General features: G+C 73.5%; 14 protein-coding genes and 2 pseudogenes. 6 read left to right on the top strand and 10 right to left on the bottom strand.

What is annotated here, in order from left to right; genetic code table 11:
- Positions 1 to 144 precede the first annotated feature (144 nt).
- The 3 genes from LG632_RS09190 to LG632_RS09200 are packed head-to-tail and all read left to right on the top strand — an operon-like array spanning position 145 to position 2,682.
- Positions 145 to 942, top strand: a complete 798-nt coding sequence (locus tag LG632_RS09190; RefSeq protein ID WP_226726400.1) for an ABC transporter ATP-binding protein — start codon at positions 145 to 147, stop codon at positions 940 to 942.
- The gene (locus LG632_RS09195) at positions 929 to 1,819 is read left to right on the top strand and encodes an ABC transporter permease (protein WP_226726401.1); all 891 of its coding nucleotides are present in this window, start codon (positions 929 to 931) and stop codon (positions 1,817 to 1,819) included. Before LG632_RS09190 ends, LG632_RS09195 begins: the two co-directional genes overlap by 14 nt.
- Before the next feature lie 59 nt (positions 1,820 to 1,878).
- The gene (locus LG632_RS09200) at positions 1,879 to 2,682 is read left to right on the top strand and encodes a sirohydrochlorin chelatase (RefSeq protein ID WP_226726449.1); all 804 of its coding nucleotides are present in this window, start codon (positions 1,879 to 1,881) and stop codon (positions 2,680 to 2,682) included.
- 34 nt (positions 2,683 to 2,716) lie between these two features.
- Here LG632_RS09200 and LG632_RS09205 read toward each other — a convergent pair whose 3' ends face one another.
- From LG632_RS09205 to mgt, 4 genes and pseudogenes are all read right to left on the bottom strand, one after another.
- Positions 2,717 to 3,727, bottom strand: coding sequence for a ketopantoate reductase family protein (locus tag LG632_RS09205; protein ID WP_226726402.1), 1,011 nt, complete (start codon positions 3,725 to 3,727; stop codon positions 2,717 to 2,719).
- Positions 3,728 to 4,167: 440 nt separating this feature from the next.
- Positions 4,168 to 4,899 (bottom strand): DUF7873 family protein, encoded by a 732-nt coding sequence (locus LG632_RS09210; protein WP_226726403.1) that lies wholly within the window; start codon positions 4,897 to 4,899, stop codon positions 4,168 to 4,170.
- A 63-nt stretch (positions 4,900 to 4,962) separates the two neighbouring features.
- Positions 4,963 to 5,592, bottom strand: coding sequence for a DUF1697 domain-containing protein (locus LG632_RS09215; RefSeq protein ID WP_226726404.1), 630 nt, complete (start codon positions 5,590 to 5,592; stop codon positions 4,963 to 4,965).
- A gap of 20 nt (positions 5,593 to 5,612) precedes the next feature.
- Positions 5,613 to 6,885: pseudogene (mgt, locus tag LG632_RS09220) on the bottom strand (macrolide-inactivating glycosyltransferase).
- A gap of 153 nt (positions 6,886 to 7,038) precedes the next feature.
- Here mgt and LG632_RS09225 point away from each other — a divergent pair.
- Positions 7,039 to 7,923 carry a phosphotransferase gene (locus tag LG632_RS09225; protein ID WP_226726406.1) on the top strand — a complete coding sequence of 295 codons (885 nt, stop codon included), beginning with the start codon at positions 7,039 to 7,041 and terminating at the stop codon, positions 7,921 to 7,923.
- Here the strand turns inward: LG632_RS09225 and LG632_RS09230 are convergent, their stop codons facing one another.
- Positions 7,924 to 8,403 (bottom strand): anthrone oxygenase family protein, encoded by a 480-nt coding sequence (locus LG632_RS09230; protein ID WP_226726407.1) that lies wholly within the window; start codon positions 8,401 to 8,403, stop codon positions 7,924 to 7,926.
- Between the two features lie 5 nt (positions 8,404 to 8,408).
- Positions 8,409 to 9,071, bottom strand: a complete 663-nt coding sequence (locus LG632_RS09235) for a maleylpyruvate isomerase family mycothiol-dependent enzyme (RefSeq protein WP_226726408.1) — start codon at positions 9,069 to 9,071, stop codon at positions 8,409 to 8,411.
- Positions 9,072 to 9,142: 71 nt separating this feature from the next.
- Here LG632_RS09235 and LG632_RS09240 point away from each other — a divergent pair, with 71 nt between their 5' ends.
- Positions 9,143 to 10,060, top strand: coding sequence for a LysR family transcriptional regulator (locus tag LG632_RS09240; RefSeq protein WP_226726409.1), 918 nt, complete (start codon positions 9,143 to 9,145; stop codon positions 10,058 to 10,060).
- A 41-nt stretch (positions 10,061 to 10,101) separates the two neighbouring features.
- Here the strand turns inward: LG632_RS09240 and LG632_RS09245 are convergent.
- From LG632_RS09245 to LG632_RS09255, 3 genes and pseudogenes are all read right to left on the bottom strand, one after another.
- Positions 10,102 to 10,635: pseudogene (locus LG632_RS09245) on the bottom strand (transposase family protein); the annotation flags it as partial.
- Between the two features lie 418 nt (positions 10,636 to 11,053).
- Positions 11,054 to 11,779 carry a 3'-5' exonuclease gene (locus LG632_RS09250; protein WP_226726410.1) on the bottom strand — a complete coding sequence of 242 codons (726 nt, stop codon included), beginning with the start codon at positions 11,777 to 11,779 and terminating at the stop codon, positions 11,054 to 11,056.
- 74 nt (positions 11,780 to 11,853) lie between these two features.
- Entirely contained in the window at positions 11,854 to 13,119 is a 1,266-nt protein-coding gene (locus LG632_RS09255; protein WP_226726411.1) for a DUF5919 domain-containing protein, read from the bottom strand.
- A 260-nt stretch (positions 13,120 to 13,379) separates the two neighbouring features.
- Here LG632_RS09255 and glgX point away from each other — a divergent pair, with 260 nt between their 5' ends.
- A complete protein-coding gene (glgX, locus tag LG632_RS09260; protein ID WP_226726412.1) occupies positions 13,380 to 15,494 on the top strand; it encodes a glycogen debranching protein GlgX in 2,115 nt (704 codons plus the stop codon).
- Here glgX and LG632_RS09265 read toward each other — a convergent pair.
- Positions 15,479 to 16,900, bottom strand: a complete 1,422-nt coding sequence (locus LG632_RS09265; protein WP_226726413.1) for an MFS transporter — start codon at positions 16,898 to 16,900, stop codon at positions 15,479 to 15,481. The genes glgX and LG632_RS09265 overlap by 16 nt on opposite strands.
- Positions 16,901 to 16,976 lie beyond the last annotated feature (76 nt).

Here is a 16,976-nt window from a genome sequence, read left to right on the forward strand (position 1 = left end):
GAGCAGCCCGACCTGACCGGCATCTACGACCTGGGGCCGCTGAACAAGGTCCTGGCGGCGGCCGGGAAGCCCCCGGTCCCCGACGCCGGTCTCGGCGCCGAGTAACCCCCCGCACGTTCCGTACGTCCCCAGGAGGTGACGATCATGGCCACGACGCTTGCCAAGGCTGCCGAGGGCACCACCGCGGTGGCGGCGGAGCCCGCCGCCCGTATCGAGCACGTCTCGAAGTCCTTCACCGGCCCGGCCGGTACGCAGCTCGTCCTGGACGACATCAGCCTCGATGTCGCGCCCGGCGAGTTCGTCACCCTCCTGGGCGCGTCGGGGTGCGGCAAGTCCACCCTGCTCAACCTGGTCGCGGGCCTCGACGCGCCGTCCGCGGGCTCGATCCGGACCCCGGGCGGCCGCCCGGCCCTGATGTTCCAGGAGCACGCGCTCTTCCCGTGGCTGACCGCGGGCAAGAACATCGAGCTCGCGCTGCGGCTGCGCGGCGTGCCCAAGGCCGAGCGCCGGCCGGAGGCGGAGCGTCTGCTGGAGCTGGTCCGGCTCGGCGGCGCCTACGGCAAGCGGGTGCACGAGCTGTCGGGCGGCATGCGCCAGCGCGTGGCGCTGGCCCGGGCCCTGGCCCAGGCCAGTGACCTGCTGCTGATGGACGAGCCGTTCGCGGCCCTGGACGCCATCACGCGTGACGTCCTGCACGGCGAGCTGACCCGCATCTGGGAGGAGACGAACCTCTCGGTCCTCTTCGTCACCCACAACGTGCGCGAGGCCGTGCGCCTGGCCCAGCGCGTGGTCCTGCTCTCCTCCCGGCCCGGCCGGGTGGCCGAGGAATGGACCGTCGACATCCCGCAGCCGCGCCGGATCGAGGACGCGGCGGTCGCGGAGTTGTCGTTGGAGATCACTGAACATCTGCGTGGGGAGATCCGCCGCCATGGCCAGCACTGACACCGCCCCCCAGGCCAAGGCGGACGACCTCGCCGGTCTGGAGGCCGGCCTCGACGCCCTGGACGCCGTCGAGATCCGCCGTACGCCGGTCCGCGAGGTCCTCGTCAAGAAGGTCCTGCCCCCGGCGCTGGCGGTCACACTGGTCCTCGCCGTGTGGCAGGTCCTGGTCTCGGCAAACATCACCGACCCGACCAAGCTGCCCGCGCCCTCCGCGGTGTGGGACGGCCTGGCCGACCTGTGGCTCAAGGGCACGCTGTTCGACATCATCTGGACCTCGGTCTCGCGCGGCCTGTTCGGCTTCCTGCTGGCGCTGGCCATCGGCACGCCGCTGGGCCTGCTGGTGGCCCGGGTGAAGTTCGTGCGGGCCGCGATCGGCCCGGTCCTGTCGGGGCTCCAGTCGCTGCCGTCGGTGGCGTGGGTGCCGCCGGCCGTGCTCTGGTTCGGCCTGAACGACGCCATGATGTACACGGTGATCCTGCTGGGCGCCGTGCCGTCCATCGCCAACGGCCTGGTGTCGGGCGTGGACCAGGTGCCGCCGCTGTTCCTGCGGGCCGGCCGCACCCTGGGCGCCACCGGTCTGAAGGGCACCTGGTACGTGGTCATGCCGGCCGCGCTGCCCGGCTACCTGGCGGGGCTCAAGCAGGGCTGGGCCTTCTCGTGGCGTTCCCTGATGGCCGCGGAGATCATCGCCTCCTCGCCCGACCTGGGCCTGGGCCTGGGGCAGCTGCTGGAGAACGGCCGCAACAACATCGACCTGCCCGGGGTGTTCCTGGCGATCATCCTGATCCTGGTCGTGGGCATCGCGATCGACCTGCTGGTCTTCAGCCCGGTCGAGCGGTGGGTGCTGCGCAACCGCGGCCTGCTGGCGCAGAGCTGACGGCCGCCGTGCGTGCCCCGTACGTCCACCAGCCCCGGCCCCCGCGGCACACCGGCGCGATCGGGCCGGCCGGCGCGGCCCGGTCCGGCGACGCCGGCGGGCCGGCCCTGCTCGTCATCGCCCACGGCAGCCGCGACCCGCGGCACGCGGCGACCGTGCACGCCCTGACCGGGCGGGTGCGGGCGCTGCGGCCGGGACTCCGGGTGGAGACCGCGTTCCTGGACTTCGACACCCCGTCGGTGTCCCAGGCGCTCGCCTCGCTGTACCTGTCCGGGGTCCGCGAGGTCGTGGCCCTGCCCCTGCTGCTCACCCGCGCCTTCCACGCGAAGGCCGACATACCGGCGGCGCTGGCGGAGGCCACCGCCCGCCTGCCGGAACTCACCGTCCGGATCGCGGACGTACTCGGCCCGTCCCCCCTGCTGACGGCGGCGCTGGAGCGCCGCCTCGCGGAAGCGGGCCTCACCCCGGCGGACCGCGCCACCACCGGTGTGGTGCTCGCGTCCGCCGGGTCCACCGACCCGGAGGCGATCGCAGTGATCGCTGAAATCGCGCGGGAGTGGCGGCACACCGGTTGGTGCGCCGTGCGGCCTGCGTTCGCCTCCGCGGCCCTGCCCCGTACGGAGGACGCCGTACGGGCGCTGCGCGCCGAAGGGGTCCGCCGCGTGGCCGTGGCCCCGTACGTCATCGCACCCGGCCGCCTCCCCGACCGCATCGCCGCGGGCGCGACGGCGGCCGGCGCGGACGTGGTCGCCCCGGTCCTGGGTCCGGCCCCGGAACTGGCGACGCTGCTGCTGGAGCGCTACAGCTGCGCCCTGGCGGCGCCGCGCCCGACGCACCTGCGCCCCCCGGTCCTCTCGGCCTGAAGCCCTCGACGGGCGCGCCGCGGATGCCGTCCGGCTAGTGCGACGCGCTGCGGGCCTCGGCCTCGTCCGCCAGGGCCGTGAGGTCCGCGACGGACATCGAGCCCGGGGGCAGGCCCTCGCGGGCGAAGATGTTCGCGGCGTGCCGCAGGACCTCGTTCACCGGGGTCGGCACCCCGTGCAGCCGGCCCAGCAGGGAGATCTCGCCGTTGAGGTAGTCGGCCTCGATCGAGCCGGTCCCGCGCTGCAGGCTCTGCCACGACGAGCCGCCCCGCACACCCGGCGGCGGCACGGCCTTGCCGTCGCGGGCCTGCGCCTCCTCCTCGGTCGAGGCGTACGCGATGCCGGCCGCCGCGTACGCCGCCTTGGCCTCGCGGATCGCCCGCAGCAGCAGCGCCGCCTTGGCCGGGGCGGGCTCCGGTCCGGTGGTGGCCTGGATGGCGTTGCCGAGGTTGCCCAGCAGCTTGGCGTACTTCCAGCGCATCACGTCCTCGACGACCGGCGCCTCGAACCCGGCCTTCTCCAGGTCCTCGGCGAAGCGCCGCGCGGTCGCGTCGGCGCCGCCCGCGGCCCGGCCGACGTGCAGGATCCCGGTGCGCGGAGCGCACAGCGCCGAGACGCGTCCCGGCTCCAGGAAGTCCGACGGCAGCCACACGCACATCCCGTACACGCGGGCGAAGCGGCGCAGCGCCATGCGCTCGCCCTCGACCCCGTTCTGCGCGCAGAACACCGGCAGCCGCTGCGCGGCCGTGCCGCCGCCGGCGACCTCCGCCCCGCCCCACGCGTCGAGCGCGGCGACGGCGTCCTGGGTCTTGACGCCCAGGAGGAGGACGTCGTCGGGGCGCAGTGCGCCGAGCTCCGACGGGCCGGTGACGACAGGGAGCCGGTGCACCCGGGTGCCCTCGGCCGTGGTGAGGGTCAGGCCCCGTTCGCGGAGGGCCTGCGCGTGGGCGCCCCGCGCGACGAGGACGACGTCCGAACCGGCCTCGGCGAGCCGGCCTCCGATGGTGGCGCCGACCGCGCCCGCGCCGATGATCAGATAACGCATGCCCGCAGCCTACGGCGCCCGGCCCGGCACGGGACGTGACGGGGCCCGGGACGTGACGGCGCCCAGGAGGTGACGGGGCCCAGGACGTGACAGGGCCCAGGACGTGACGGGGCCCGGGAGCAGACCCAGCTCCCGGGCTCCTGAGTGCCACCCAATTGCGCACACCGGCGGCGTTGAAGAGTCGCGGATCACTTTGAGATCGACGTGTTCTACCTTTGAACTACCGCGCCACGGCAGAGGCGCAGAGGGGACTTGAACCCCCATCCGTCGATGACTGTCCACGCTCGGTCGATCCGGTGTTCGGCGGCGAATGCTGAGACTGGAGCGAGAATCTGAGTGTGAGGGCGGGCGGCGGCTCGCCGCCTGCCGGTCAGCTTCAACATCAGTGTCAGCTTGCGCTCTTCGCGCACCCTCCGCTCGCACGGAGGGCGATCATGAGGCTACCGGAACAGGTAGCCGAACACCGCGTCCCCGATCCGCTGGTCGGTGACCTCGACGCCGTTGGCCTCCTCGCGGGCGAACTTGACGGCCTGCTGGAGCTTCTCGACCCGGTCGAGCAGCTCGTTCACGCGGCGGGCGGGCAGCGCGCCGGAGAACTTCACGGTCGTCCAGTACCCGACGGGGACGTCCTCGTAGTACACCTCGACCTGGGCCGGGTGCTTCTCCGTGGCCTCGGCCTTCACATGGTTGCGGGGGACCTTCTTGGTGCGGACGGTGCGCACCGGGTCCGTCTTCCAGCAGTCGGTCGACGGGTCCTGGCTCCAGGACTCCGACGCGTCGAGGACGGGCAGCTTGCGGACGAACGTGTGCAGGTCCGTGAGCTGCTTCTCCAGGAACAGCAGGTACGGCACCGGCACCTGCGGCAGCAGCACGGTGCCGTCCACGACGACGTCGGCGGCGGCGGTCCGGTTGGCCCAGTCCTTGGTCGCGGTCACGTCGAACAGCCGGGTCAGCGTCCCCGCCATGGAGCGCAACACGTCCTCGGCCTTGACCTGGACCCGCGTGGACTCGGGCGGCAGCTGCTCGCCCTCCTCGTCCTTGGGCTGGTACGTCCGGGAGATACCGGCGAGCAGCGCGGTCTTCTGGACGTCGTGGTGGGCCTGGGACAGTTCCTGGAGCGACTTGGACTTGACGCCCTTCTCCACGGCGATGATCTGATTCAACTTCGGCACGCGCCGAACCTAACAACATCGGACAGGTCCGCACATCCGAATTTCGCGGGCGGTGACCGCCGGTCAGGAGGCGGTGAGCTCCACCAGTTTGACCACCGTGTTCCAGTTGCGGGTGGTGGCGTCGAGGCCCTTGAGGAGGGCCGGGCGGGACAGGACCTCGCCGAGCTTGGACCGGCCCAGGCCCTCGGGGGCGTAGAGGTAGATCACCTTGTCGCCGAGGCGGAACTCCTCCGGGAGGAAGGCCGCGCCGTCGATGCCCGCGAAGCGCTCCGGGTCCGGCTGCTGCGACAGGAACGTGGCGTGCAGCTGCTTGCCCTCCAGCTCGGCGGCGGGGAACGGGCAGGCGTCGGCGACGGCGCGCAGGTAGCCGCCGTCGACGACCAGGCACGGCACCCGGAAGCCGAAGTGGGCCTCGACGGCCGCCTCCAGCCGCCGGGCGAGCACCTCGGGGTCCGGGTCGGCGCTGCGGAACACCGCGTTACCGCTCTGCAGGTACGTGCGGACGTCGCCGAGGCCGAGCCCCTCCATGACGGTCCGCAGCTCGGCCATGGGGACCTTCTTGCTGCCGCCGACGTTGATCCCGCGCAGCAGTGCCGCGTACGTCGTCGCGCCGGCCGACCGGGGCCCCGGGGTCGGTCCGGGCGTCGGGGCGGAGGTCGGCTTCGGTGCCCGGTTCGGCTTCGTGTGCGTCATGGGGGCACCGTAGGGCACGGCTACGACAGTTCCGCCTCCACGAGATCGGCGGCCCGCGCCGTGCCCCCCTCGGCCGCCATCTCCTTGCGGATCGCCTCGGCCCGGGCGGCGACCTCCGGGTCGGCGGTCAGCTCCAGGACCGCCGTGCGCAAGGTGGCGGCGTCGGCCTCGGCCATCGGGACGTGGCGGGCCACGCCGAGGGCGGCCAGCACGTCGGCGTTGCCGAACTGGTCGACGGCCTGCGGGACCGCCACCATCGGGGTGGCGGTGGCCAGGCCCTCCTGGCAGCCGCCGGCGCCGGCGTGGGTGATGAAGGCGTCGGCCTGGCGCAGGATGTCCAGCTGCGGCACCCAGCGGTGGACCTCGACGTTGGCGGGCAGGTCCCCGAGCTCGGCCTCGTCGGTGAACCGGCCGATCTGCAGGACCACGTGCCAGTCGGGCAGGTCCCGGAAGGCGTCGGCGCAGGCGCGGTAGAAGGCCGGCTGCTTGGTGAAGGTCGAGCCCAGGGACACCAGCACGACCTTCTTGCCGTGCGCGGCGGCCGGCCGCTCCCAGTGCCCCTGGGCGCTGCGGTCGCCCTGGCAGGCGCCGACGAAGGTGTGCACGGCCGGATCGACCCGGTCGGCGTGGGGCTGGAGGGCGCGCGGGATGAGGACCAGGCTGCGGCGCGGGCGGCCCACGAACCGGTCGGGGTCCTCGTCGATGCCGTTCTCGGCGAGCCAGCCGCGGAAGCGGGCGTAGTACGCCCGGCCGCGCTCGGACGCCCGGAGCGGGGCAAACAGGGGCTCCGCCACCTCCTCCTCGTATCCCTCCCAGGCGACGAGGTTCGGCGAGAGGGAGATCGCCGGCACGCCCCAGCGGCGGGCCAGGACGATCGCCGGGTACGAGGTGATGTCGTGCAGGACGAGGTCCGGCTCGTCCCCGGCGAAGGCGTCGGCGAGCTGCGGCAGCGCCTGGATCGCGTCGTCGAGGAACGGGGAGATCTGGTCGATGAGTTCGGTCCCCCACGCGTCGGGGTCGTCGTCGGTGGGGAGGGTCGAGGTGTACGGGACCGGCGTGGCGCCGGTCTGCGCGACCTTGTCGGCGAAGGCGGGCGGAATGGCGTAGCTGACCCGGTGGCCGCGGGCCACGAGTTCACGGATCACTTCAAGGCTCGGGTTCACGTGGCCGTGGGCGGCGATGGAGAACATGGCGATGTGGGCGGGGCGGCGCGAGGTCGTCGTCATACCGAGAAACTTAGACGAGACGAGACGTCTCGTGCAACTGATATTCGGCGGGAACGGGTGGGAGCAGGGCGGTGCCGGGGGTGCCGGCGGCAAGGTGACACGATGTGAGACTTGGGACGGACGACGGACGACGGACGACGGACGACGGACGACGGACGACGGACGACCGACGACGGACGACCGACGACGGACGACCACGAGCGCGAGCGCGGAGTACGACATGGACGAGGCACGGGCCAGGGAGGTGCTGGCCGCCGCCGGCCTCGCGGACGCGGGCGCGGGCGGCCGCGAGGGGGGCGGGGGCGCGTCGCTGCTGGCGCTCGGCGAGAACGCGGTGTTCGCCACCGGGGACCTGGTGGTGAAGGTGGGCCGGGCCGACCCGGCACTCCTGGAGCGCGCCGAACGCGAACTGGCCGTCTCCGCCTGGCTGGCGGAAGCCGGCGTGCCGGCGGTCCGCGCGGCCGAGGCGGCGCCGCGCCGGGCCCTGGGGCATGCGCTGACCCTGTGGCACCGGCTGCCGGACGCCGTCCGGCCGGCCGGGCCGGAGGACCTGGCGCTGCTGCTGCGCCAGGTGCACGCCCTGCCCGCACCCCCGTTCGCCCTGCCGCGCCGGGACCTGCTGGGCGGCGTCGAGCGGTGGCTACGGCTGGCCGGGGACGCCATCGACCCCGCCGACGCGGCGTACCTGCGGGCGCGGCGGGACGCCTACGCCGCGGAGGTGGCCGAGCTGGTGCCGCAGCTGCCCCCGGGGGCCATCCACGGCGACGCCCTGCCGCGCAACGTCCACGTCGGCCCCGACGGGCCGGTCCTGGTGGACCTGGAGACCTTCTCCTCGGACCTGCGCGAGCACGACCTGGTGGTGATGGCACTGTCCCGCGACCGGTACGGACTGGCGCACGAGGCCTACGCCGACTTCGTCCGGGCGTACGGCTGGGACGTACGCGACTGGCCGGGCTGCGCGCTGCTGCGCGGCGCACGCGAGACGGCCAGCTGCGCCTGGATCGCCCAGCACGCCCCGACCAACCCCGGCGCCCTGGCCGAATTCCACCGCCGCGTCACCTCCCTGCGCGAACACGCCCCAGAGGTCCGCTGGCACCCCTTCTGATCAGGGGTGCTCGGTCGCTCCCCTGCCCGCCCGGCGAAGGGCCACAGAGATCAGGAGGACGAACGCGGCTGCGGCCGTGCAGGTACGGGCAACGTTGAACAGTTCCCAGCGGCTCAGGAACTCCTCATGGCCGGCCGGCGGCGCGGTGGCGGCCCACTGCTTGATGCGGCCGTTGATCGGGACGTTCCCGAACCGGGTGATCAGGAAGGACGCGACGGTCAGGAGCCCCGCGGTGGCTGCGAGGACTCGGGCTCGTCCGCGGGTCAGGGCGGCCAGGGCGAGGGCACCGAGGGCCGAGACCGCCATCGCCCCCTGCACGGTGATCCCGTTCATCTTCATCAGCTCGGTGTGGAAGTCGAGCCTCATGTCGATCGGCACGGAACGGAAGGTGGGGACCAGGTTGGCGGCGCCGTAGGCGAAGGCTCCGGCGAGCAGACCGGTGGAGAACAGGGACAGACCGAGCAGGAGGCGGGTGCGCATCGGGTTCACGCCTCCTCGGCGGATCGCGTGAAACGGTTGCTCGCTTCTCCCCGCAGCCGGCCGTGCGGAAGCCGGCGCCCGTAGGCCAACAGCAGGAGGTCCTGGGCGGCGCCGAACACGGGTGAGCCGGAGCCGTACGACCAGTCGAGGTCCTCGGCACACAACTGCACTCCGCCGAGGTCGGCCCCGAAGAACTTCAGGCTGCTGGGCCGGATGTCGTCGAGCAGGATGCGCAGCCGGTTCTCGGGTACGCGCCGGTCCAGGCCGAGGGCGACGGTGATGTCCAGTCCGTGCACGACGTCGTGGCCGAGCGCCGCCGTGAGCCCGCCGACCGGTGGCGTCCAGGGATGGTGGGCGTTGTCCCGCAGGAAGGCGGCGAGCGCGGCGGTGGAGTGGGCGGCCGAATCCCTGCGCGCGACCCGATCGGTCATGCGGTGGAGGTTCCCGCGCGCGCCGATCAGTTCACCGAGCATCGCGGGCAGGGAGAGCCGGAACCCCATCGACATGTGCGCCGCCACTTCGCGAACGCGCCATCCCGCGCAGAGGCTCGGCTCGTTCCACTGGCCGGTTCGCAAGGTGTCGAGCAGGTCGGCCAGTTCCCGGCGTTCGGCCGCGATCGCTGCCCTGACTTCGGCACTCTTCCCCGTGCGGGCCGTCACGTTCTTCATGTGATCAAGCCTGCGGCCGACAGGTCGATAACACCAGTAGATAGTTCTTCTGCGAACTAGAATCGCTGCTTATGGAACTCCGCCAGCTGCGCTACTTCGTCTGCGTCGTCGAGGAGGGCGGTTTCACCAGAGCCGCCGCCCGGCTGCACCTGACCCAGCCCGGCCTCAGCGCCCAGATCCGCCAGCTGGAGAAGGAGCTGGGACAGCCCCTGCTCGACCGCACCGGCCGGTCGGTGACGCCCACCGAGGTCGGCCGGGTGGTCCTGCCGTACGCCCGCGCCGCACTCGCCGCGGCGGAGTCGGTGCGGCAGACGGTCGATGCGTACACGGGGCTGCTGCGCGGCCGGGTCACGCTCGGGCTGGTCTCCGGCGCCACCGGCCACGCCTTCGACATCGCCGCTTTACTCGCGGACTTCCACGACGCCCACCCCGCGGTGGAGGTGGCTCTCACCGAGGACGCCACGGAACGGATGCTGGCCGCGCTCCTGGCCGGCGAGCTCGACATCGCCATCCTCGGAACGGCGGAGGAGGTGCCCCCGCCCGGAGCGGCTTTCCAGACAGTGATCGATGTCCCGCTGGTCGCCGCTGTCGCGCCCGGTGATCCGGTGCTCGACCGCGTCGACGGTACGAGCGTCCCGCTCGCCGAACTGCGGGACCGGCCGCTGATCTGCCTGCCGCGCGGCACCGGGGTGCGCACGGCGCTCGAACGGGGCTGTGCGCAGGCGGGATTCCGGCCCCGCGTGGCCTTCGAGGCGGCAGCCCCGCACGTGCTCTCGCGACTCGCCGCGCGGGGACTGGGCATCGCCGTGGTACCTGCCGGTGAGGACGGGTCGCCCCTCGACGGGCACCTTCGCACCCTGCGGATCGTTCGGCCCGAGATGCGGGCCCGCATCGTGCTGGCGTGGCAGTCCGGCGGCCCTGCGAGCCCCGCGGCCAGGGTCCTCCTCGACCGCCTGCGCGACGTCGTCCCCAAGCCGCCCGCTTCCTAGGCCGCCGGGTGGCTGCCGCCGTCGCCGATCATCGACGTCGGGCCGCGCCACTGCTCAAGTCGGTCGGGGCGGCGTTCGACGGTGTTCCACTGCTGGTAGGCCTCTGGCTCGGAGCCTGGTGGGCGGCCGCCTCGCCTGCGGGCCTCGCCGCAGGCCGAGGCCGACCTGGTCGGACGGCTGTGGAACGACCGCACGGATCCCGCGGCGGTGCGGGTGGGACCGGATGGCGCGGGCGGAGCAGGCCCCCGGTCCGCGAGCACGGCCAAGGGCCGTGTTCTCGGCCTGCCCGGGCCGCCTCGCGGCACGCGCGTGCGGGCCATGACCGCTTCGAGGACAGGTGCGTCACCGGCCTCGCCGACCTGGCCCGCCGTGGCGGTCAGGGCAGCGGCCGTCCATGGCCCCTCTGCGGCGAGGTGGACCTTGGCGCTCAGGCCGCCGCGTGGGCCTCCGGGTACGTGATCGGCGGGCTCGTCGCGGCCTTCGGCCCCCTTTTGCGTGCTCCGGCGGAATGCCGGTGGCCTCGAACGACGGGAGCCGACCGAGACGACCCGGCCGATGCCGCCCTCAGCCTCCGCGACCGAACCCGCACCCGCACCCGCACCCGCACCCGCACCCGCACCCGCACCCGCACCCGCCAGACCGTTATCCCTCAGCCCGCCCCCAGCCAGCCGGCGCCCGCCGAACACACATCAGCCGAGCCGGGCATCGCGGCCTCCGCGCCCGCATTCGCGCGCCCGCCCACGCCCGCCTCACCCCACGCCTCGCCCGACGCACCACCCTCGCCAAGCCGTGGCACCCTCAGGCCGTCACCCCCCAGCCCGCCCGCCAGCCAGGCGGCGCCCGCCCGACACGGCATCAGCCGACCCGGGCATCGCGACCCGCCCGCCCGCATTCGCGCGCCCGCGTCGCCCTCCCACGCCCGCCTCACCCCACGCCGCATCTCACCCCACGCCGAGCTCACGCCCCCGCCGGGCTCCCCCAACCCCGTCCCCCTCAAGCCGCCGCCGGCGCCAAGGAGCGCAGTGGCCAGGAGGTGTCGATGACTGCGTCCGGGGTGCCCTGGCGGCGGAGGTACGACTGGAAGTTCTCGGCCCAGTGGGCGTACCAGGTGGTCTGGCGGGCGTGGAGGTCCGCCGGGGTGAGCTCCGCCACCCGCGGGTGGCGGGCGGCTATCGCGCGCGCCACCCGGACCGCGGCCAGCGCGTCCGCCCCCGCGTCGTGGGCGTGGTCCAGCGCGACCCCGTAGACCTCGCAGACGGCCTCCAGGGTCCGCTTGCCGCGCCGGTAGCGGTCGACCGCGCGGTCGATGGTCAGCGGGTCCACGACCGGACCGGTCGCGGCGCCGCCCAACCGGTCCGCGAGCGAGGGCAGGCCGTGCCGGGCGAGCTCCGCCGTCAGCAGGGTGAGGTCGAAGGCGGCGTTGTACGCGACGACCACGGCGCCCCCGCGCCACCGCTCCACCAGGGTCCGGGCGACCTCGTCGGCCACCTCCCGGGCCGGCCGGCCCTGCGCGGCCGCCCGCTCGGTGCTGATGCCGTGGATCGCCGACGCCTGCTCGGGGATCGGTATGCCCGGATCGGCGAGCCAGCCCCGGCGTCCGCGCACCTCCCCGTCCCGCACCTCCACCACCGCGGCGGTGACGATCCGCGACTCCCCCGGCTCCGTGCCGGTCGTCTCCAGGTCGAATCCGACCAGCTCTCCCCTGTGCCACTCCCCCATGGCGCGCGCCTCCCCCGTACCGCCGGACCACTCGCCCGGACAACGACTTTCAGCCTGCCATGCGCCACTGACAGTCACGACACCGGGCGGGAGTCCTCCCACACGGACTCGAATTCCTCCCGGTACGTGGGGAACAGGCCGTGATCCACGTCACGTGTGACACTGCGTCCGCCGCCGCGCAGCACGAGCACCGGCGCCTCCATGCCGCGCGCCCGCCGCAGGTACGACTGCACCACGGCGATCCCCGAGGACTCGCCCTCCACCAGGTACGCGGTGAACCGCGGGGTCTCGTCGAAGACGTGGATGGCGAACCCGGAGGGGTCGCGCAGCCCGGCCCGCACCCGGCGCACGTGCAGGATGTTCATCTCCACCGAGCGGCTCAGCTCGCCCTTGCGCAGCCCCAGTTCCCGCTCGCGCCGTTTGACCGCGCTGCTGGCCGGGTTGAGGAACAGCAGCCGCACCCGGCAGCCGGCCTCCACCAGCCGGACGAGTCTTCGCCCCGAGTAGTTCTGGACCAGCAGGTTCAGGCCTATCCCGATCGCGTCGAGCCGGCGCGCCCCGCCGAAGAGGTCCTCCGCCGGCAGCTGCCGCTGGAGCCGGACCCGGTCGGGATGGACGGAGACGACGTCGGCGTACCGGTCGCCGACCAGGTCCTCGACGGCGTCGATCGGCAGCCGCTCCGCCGAGGGGCTCCCGGCGCCCCCGCCGAGCACCTCCAGCAGCCGCGCCGAGGCCCGTTCCGCCTGGGACAGCACCGCCCGGGACAGGGCGCGGTTGCGGGAGACGACGTTGCGGGTGACCTCCAGCTCGTCCAGCGCCAGCTCGATCTCGCGCCGGTCGTCGAAGTAGGGCTCGAAGCAGGGCCAGTGCTGGACCATCAGCTCGCGCAGCTGCGGCAGCGTCAGGAAGCTGAGCACGTTGTCGTCGGCCGGGTCGAGCAGATAGCCCTTGCGGCGGCTGACCTCGCGGACGGCGACGGCCCGCTGCACCCACTCCTGCCCGGCGGGCCCGGCGGCGGCGACCACCCAGTCGTCCTCGCCGTGCACGGGTTCGTAGATCGGCCGCAGCACCGCCCCGACGACGGCCCGTAGCCGCTGTTCGATGAGATTCAGCCAGATGTACGCACGGCCGGCGCGCTGGGCGCGGGTGCGGACCTCGGTCCAGGCGTCCGCGCCCCAGTCCAGCTCGACGCCGGTGCCCGCCGTCCCGGCCGTCGCCGGGCCCGCCAGGGACACCGCCCCGGTCGCGACCCCGCCGGGGCCGCCACCGGGGGCGTCCGCCGCAGGGCCGCCCTCGTGACCGCCGTCACCAGGGGGCAGCTCCAGACCTCCCGAGCTCACCCGTGCACCGCCTTCCGCTACCCCTCCAGTGATCAAGGAAGGGTACTCCGCGGAAACGGCCCGGTGCAGCCCGATGCCTCGTACACGGACCGCCGGTTGACCCATTATCGGATCCGCACACAGTCCGCCTACCCGCATATCGGCTCTACGGGGTCACCCGGCAGGACCAACCCAAGTTGCCACGCGACGCCCCTCTTTCGGGGAAGATCGGTGCTCGGACGAGACGATGCCGGACAGGCAGGAGTGGAAGAGTCGCAGCTATGCAGGTCTGGCCCGGACAGTCGTACCCGCTGGGCGCCACGTACGACGGCGCTGGCACCAATTTCGCGGTCTACTCGGAGGCCGCCCGACGGATCGAGTTGTGCCTCCTGCACGACGACGGCTCGGAGACCGCCGTCGAACTGCGCGAGACCGACGCCTTCGTACGCCACGCCTACCTGCCCGGGGTGATGCCGGGCCAGCGCTACGGCTTCCGCGTGCACGGCCCGTACGAACCCGAGCGCGGGCGGCGCTGCAACGCCGCCAAACTCCTGCTGGACCCCTACGCCCGGGCGATCAGCGGAGCCGTTTCCTGGGGCGAGGAGGTCTACGGCTACCACTTCGGGCGGCCCGATTCGCGCAACGACCTGGACTCCGCCCCGCACACGATGAGTTCGGTGGTGGTGAACCCGTACTTCGACTGGGCCAACGACCGGCCGCCGCGCACCGAGTACCACCACACGGTGCTCTACGAGGCCCACGTCAAGGGCCTCACGATGCGTCACCCGGACCTCCCGGAGGAACTGCGCGGGACCTACGCCGCCCTCGCCCACCCCGCGGTGATCGGGCACCTGGTCAAGCTGGGGGTGACGGCCCTGGAGCTGATGCCCGTGCACCAGTTCGTGCACGACCACCGGCTGGTCGACGACGGGCTGAGCAACTACTGGGGCTACAACACCATCGGCTTCTTCGCGCCGCACAACGGCTACGCCTCCGGCGATCGCGGGCAGCAGGTGCTGGAGTTCAAGTCGGCGGTGCGGGCGCTGCACGAGGCCGGCATCGAGGTGATCCTCGACGTGGTCTACAACCACACCGCCGAGGGCAACCACCTGGGTCCGACGCTGTCCTTCCGGGGCCTGGACAACGCCTCGTACTACCGGCTGGCCGACGACCCGCGCTACTACACCGACACCACCGGCACGGGGAACTCGCTGCTCATGCGGTCCCCGCACGTCCTCCAGCTGATCATGGACTCGCTGCGCTACTGGGTCACCGAGATGCACGTGGACGGCTTCCGCTTCGACCTGGCGGCCACCTTGGCACGGCAGTTCCACGAGGTGGACCGGCTGTCGTCGTTCTTCGACCTGGTGCAGCAGGACCCGGTGGTCAGCCAGGTGAAGCTGATCGCCGAGCCCTGGGACCTGGGCGAGGGCGGCTACCAGGTGGGCAACTTCCCGCCGCTGTGGACCGAGTGGAACGGCAAGTACCGCGACACCGTGCGCGACCTGTGGCGCGGCCAGCCGCGGACACTGGCGGAGTTCGCCGGTCGGCTCACCGGATCCTCGGACCTCTACCAGGACGACGGCCGGCGACCGCTGGCGTCGATCAACTTCACCACCTGCCACGACGGTTTCACCCTGCACGACCTGGTCTCGTACAACGAGAAGCACAACGAGGCCAACCGGGAGGGCAACCGGGACGGCGAGACGTACAACCGCTCCTGGAACTGCGGGGTCGAGGGGCCGACCGACGACCCGGCCGTCCTGGAACTGCGGGCCCGCCAGATGCGCAACTTCGTCGCGACGCTGATGCTGTCGCAGGGCGTGCCGATGATCAGTCACGGCGACGAGTTCGCCCGCACCCAGGGCGGCAACAACAACGCCTACTGCCAGGACAACGAACTGTCGTGGGTGCAGTGGCCCGAGCCGGGCAAACCACCGCCGGCGCTGCTGGAGTTCACCCGGCAGATGGTGTGGCTGCGCCGCAACCACCCGGTGTTCCGGCGGCGGCGGTTCTTCCACGGGCGGCCGGTGGAGGGCACGCACGACGAGCTGTCGGACATCGCGTGGTTCACCCCGCACGGCGAGGAGATGCGGGCCCGGGACTGGCAGTCGCAGAACGCGCGGGCGCTGACGGTGTTCCTCAACGGCGAGGCGATCTCCGAACCGGGCTCCCGCGGGGAGCGGATCACCGACGACTCGTTCCTGCTGATGTTCAACGCCAGCCCCGACCCGCAGGACTTCACGCTCCCGGCCGGGCACGGCGACCGGTGGCGGCTGGTGGTCGACACCGCCCGGGCGGAGGTCCTGCCACCCGGTACCGGGCCGCAGTACGCGGCCGGGGACCGGGTGACGCTGAAGGACCGCAGTCTGGTCGTGCTTCAGCGGCCGGCGTAGGCGACCGGCCCCGGCGCCTCCGGCGCGGCGGGGCCGGTTCCCGCGGCCTGCGGGGTGTGCGTGCGGGCCGGGGGCACCCGGGTGGCCAGCGCCAGGACCAGGCAGGCGGCGGCCGCGCCCACCGCGACCGCGAAGGCCCCGACCGGCCCGTACCCCTCGGCGAGCCGCCCGGCCACGGCCAGGCCCACGGCCTGCCCGGCGACCAGGGCGCTGGCGGCGAAGGCCATCGCCTCGGCGAGCCGCTGGGGTGCGACCGCCCGTTCGGTCAGCGCGAACGCGGTGATCAGGTGGGGTGCGTAGGCGGCGCCGAGGACGGTCACCACGGCGTACAGGGCCCACAGGCCGCCGGTGAACAGCAGCGGCACGGACAGCACCAGCGCGGCGCCGGTGGCCACCCGCCAGCGCAGCCGCAGTCCGATCCGGGCGGGCAGCGCCCCCAGCGCCAGGCCGACGACCGCACTCATCACGCCCATGGCGGCGTACACGAGGCCGGCCTGCCCGGGCACGCCCAGCCTGTCGGTGAGCGCGGCGATGCCGGCCTGGCAGCCGCCGAACATGGCGCCCTGGAGGGCGAGCGAGCCGCGCACGGCGTGCACCACGCCCGGCTGCCGCTCGCGCGGCCCGCGCCGGCCGCTCCGGTCTCCCCGGTCCGTCCGGCCGCCCAGGACCGTCCGGTCCCCGGGGTCCGTCCGGTCCCCCGGGTCCGTCCGGTCGGGGACGGGGTGGCGGCCGACCCGGTCCCGTAGGCCGCGCGGGACACCGCGCGGTACGCCACGCCGTACGCCGCTGCGGCCGGCCGTGACGGCGGCGGTCGGGTGCAGCGCGAAGGCGGTGGCGAAGACGGCGACGAGGGCGGCCGCGCCGGCGAGGGCGAGCGCCGGGTGGGCGAGCAGCGCGGCGAGCCCGACGACGGCGGGTCCGATGACGAAGGAGACCTCGTCGAGGGTGCCTTCGAGGGAGTGCACGGCGCCCACGACGCCCTCGTCGGCCCCGGCACGGCGGGCCAGCGCCACCGAACGGGTCCGGGCCAGCGGCCCGATCAGCGGTACGGACGCCCCGGTGACCGCGCCGATCACGGCGAGCGGGAGCGTGCCGAGGCCGGCGAGGGCGGCGGTGACCAGACCGCCGGTGGCCAGGGCGTTGACGGCGGCGGCGGACAGCACCACGGGCCGCTGCCCGTGGCGGTCGGCGAGTCGGCCCAGGAGCGGCCCGCAGATCACCTGTCCGGCGGAGAGCGCGCCCCCGACGACGCCGGCGGTGGCGAGGGACCCGCTGGTCCCGGCGATCAGCAGCACGCTCCCGAACTGGCACATGGCGACGGGGAGTCGGGCGAGGAAGGAGACGAGGGGGAGAAGGGGCCCGGTCAGGGCGATGACTCTGCGATAGGTGTCGACGGTGGAGACCACTCGCTGAACGCTAACGCCCCGCAGTCACCCGGATGCACTGGGCGATGGCACGGAAATGGCCAGGCTGGGTACGTAC

Source organism: Streptomyces antimicrobicus (genome assembly GCF_020532625.1).
Lineage (GTDB): Bacteria > Actinomycetota > Actinomycetes > Streptomycetales > Streptomycetaceae > Streptomyces > Streptomyces antimicrobicus.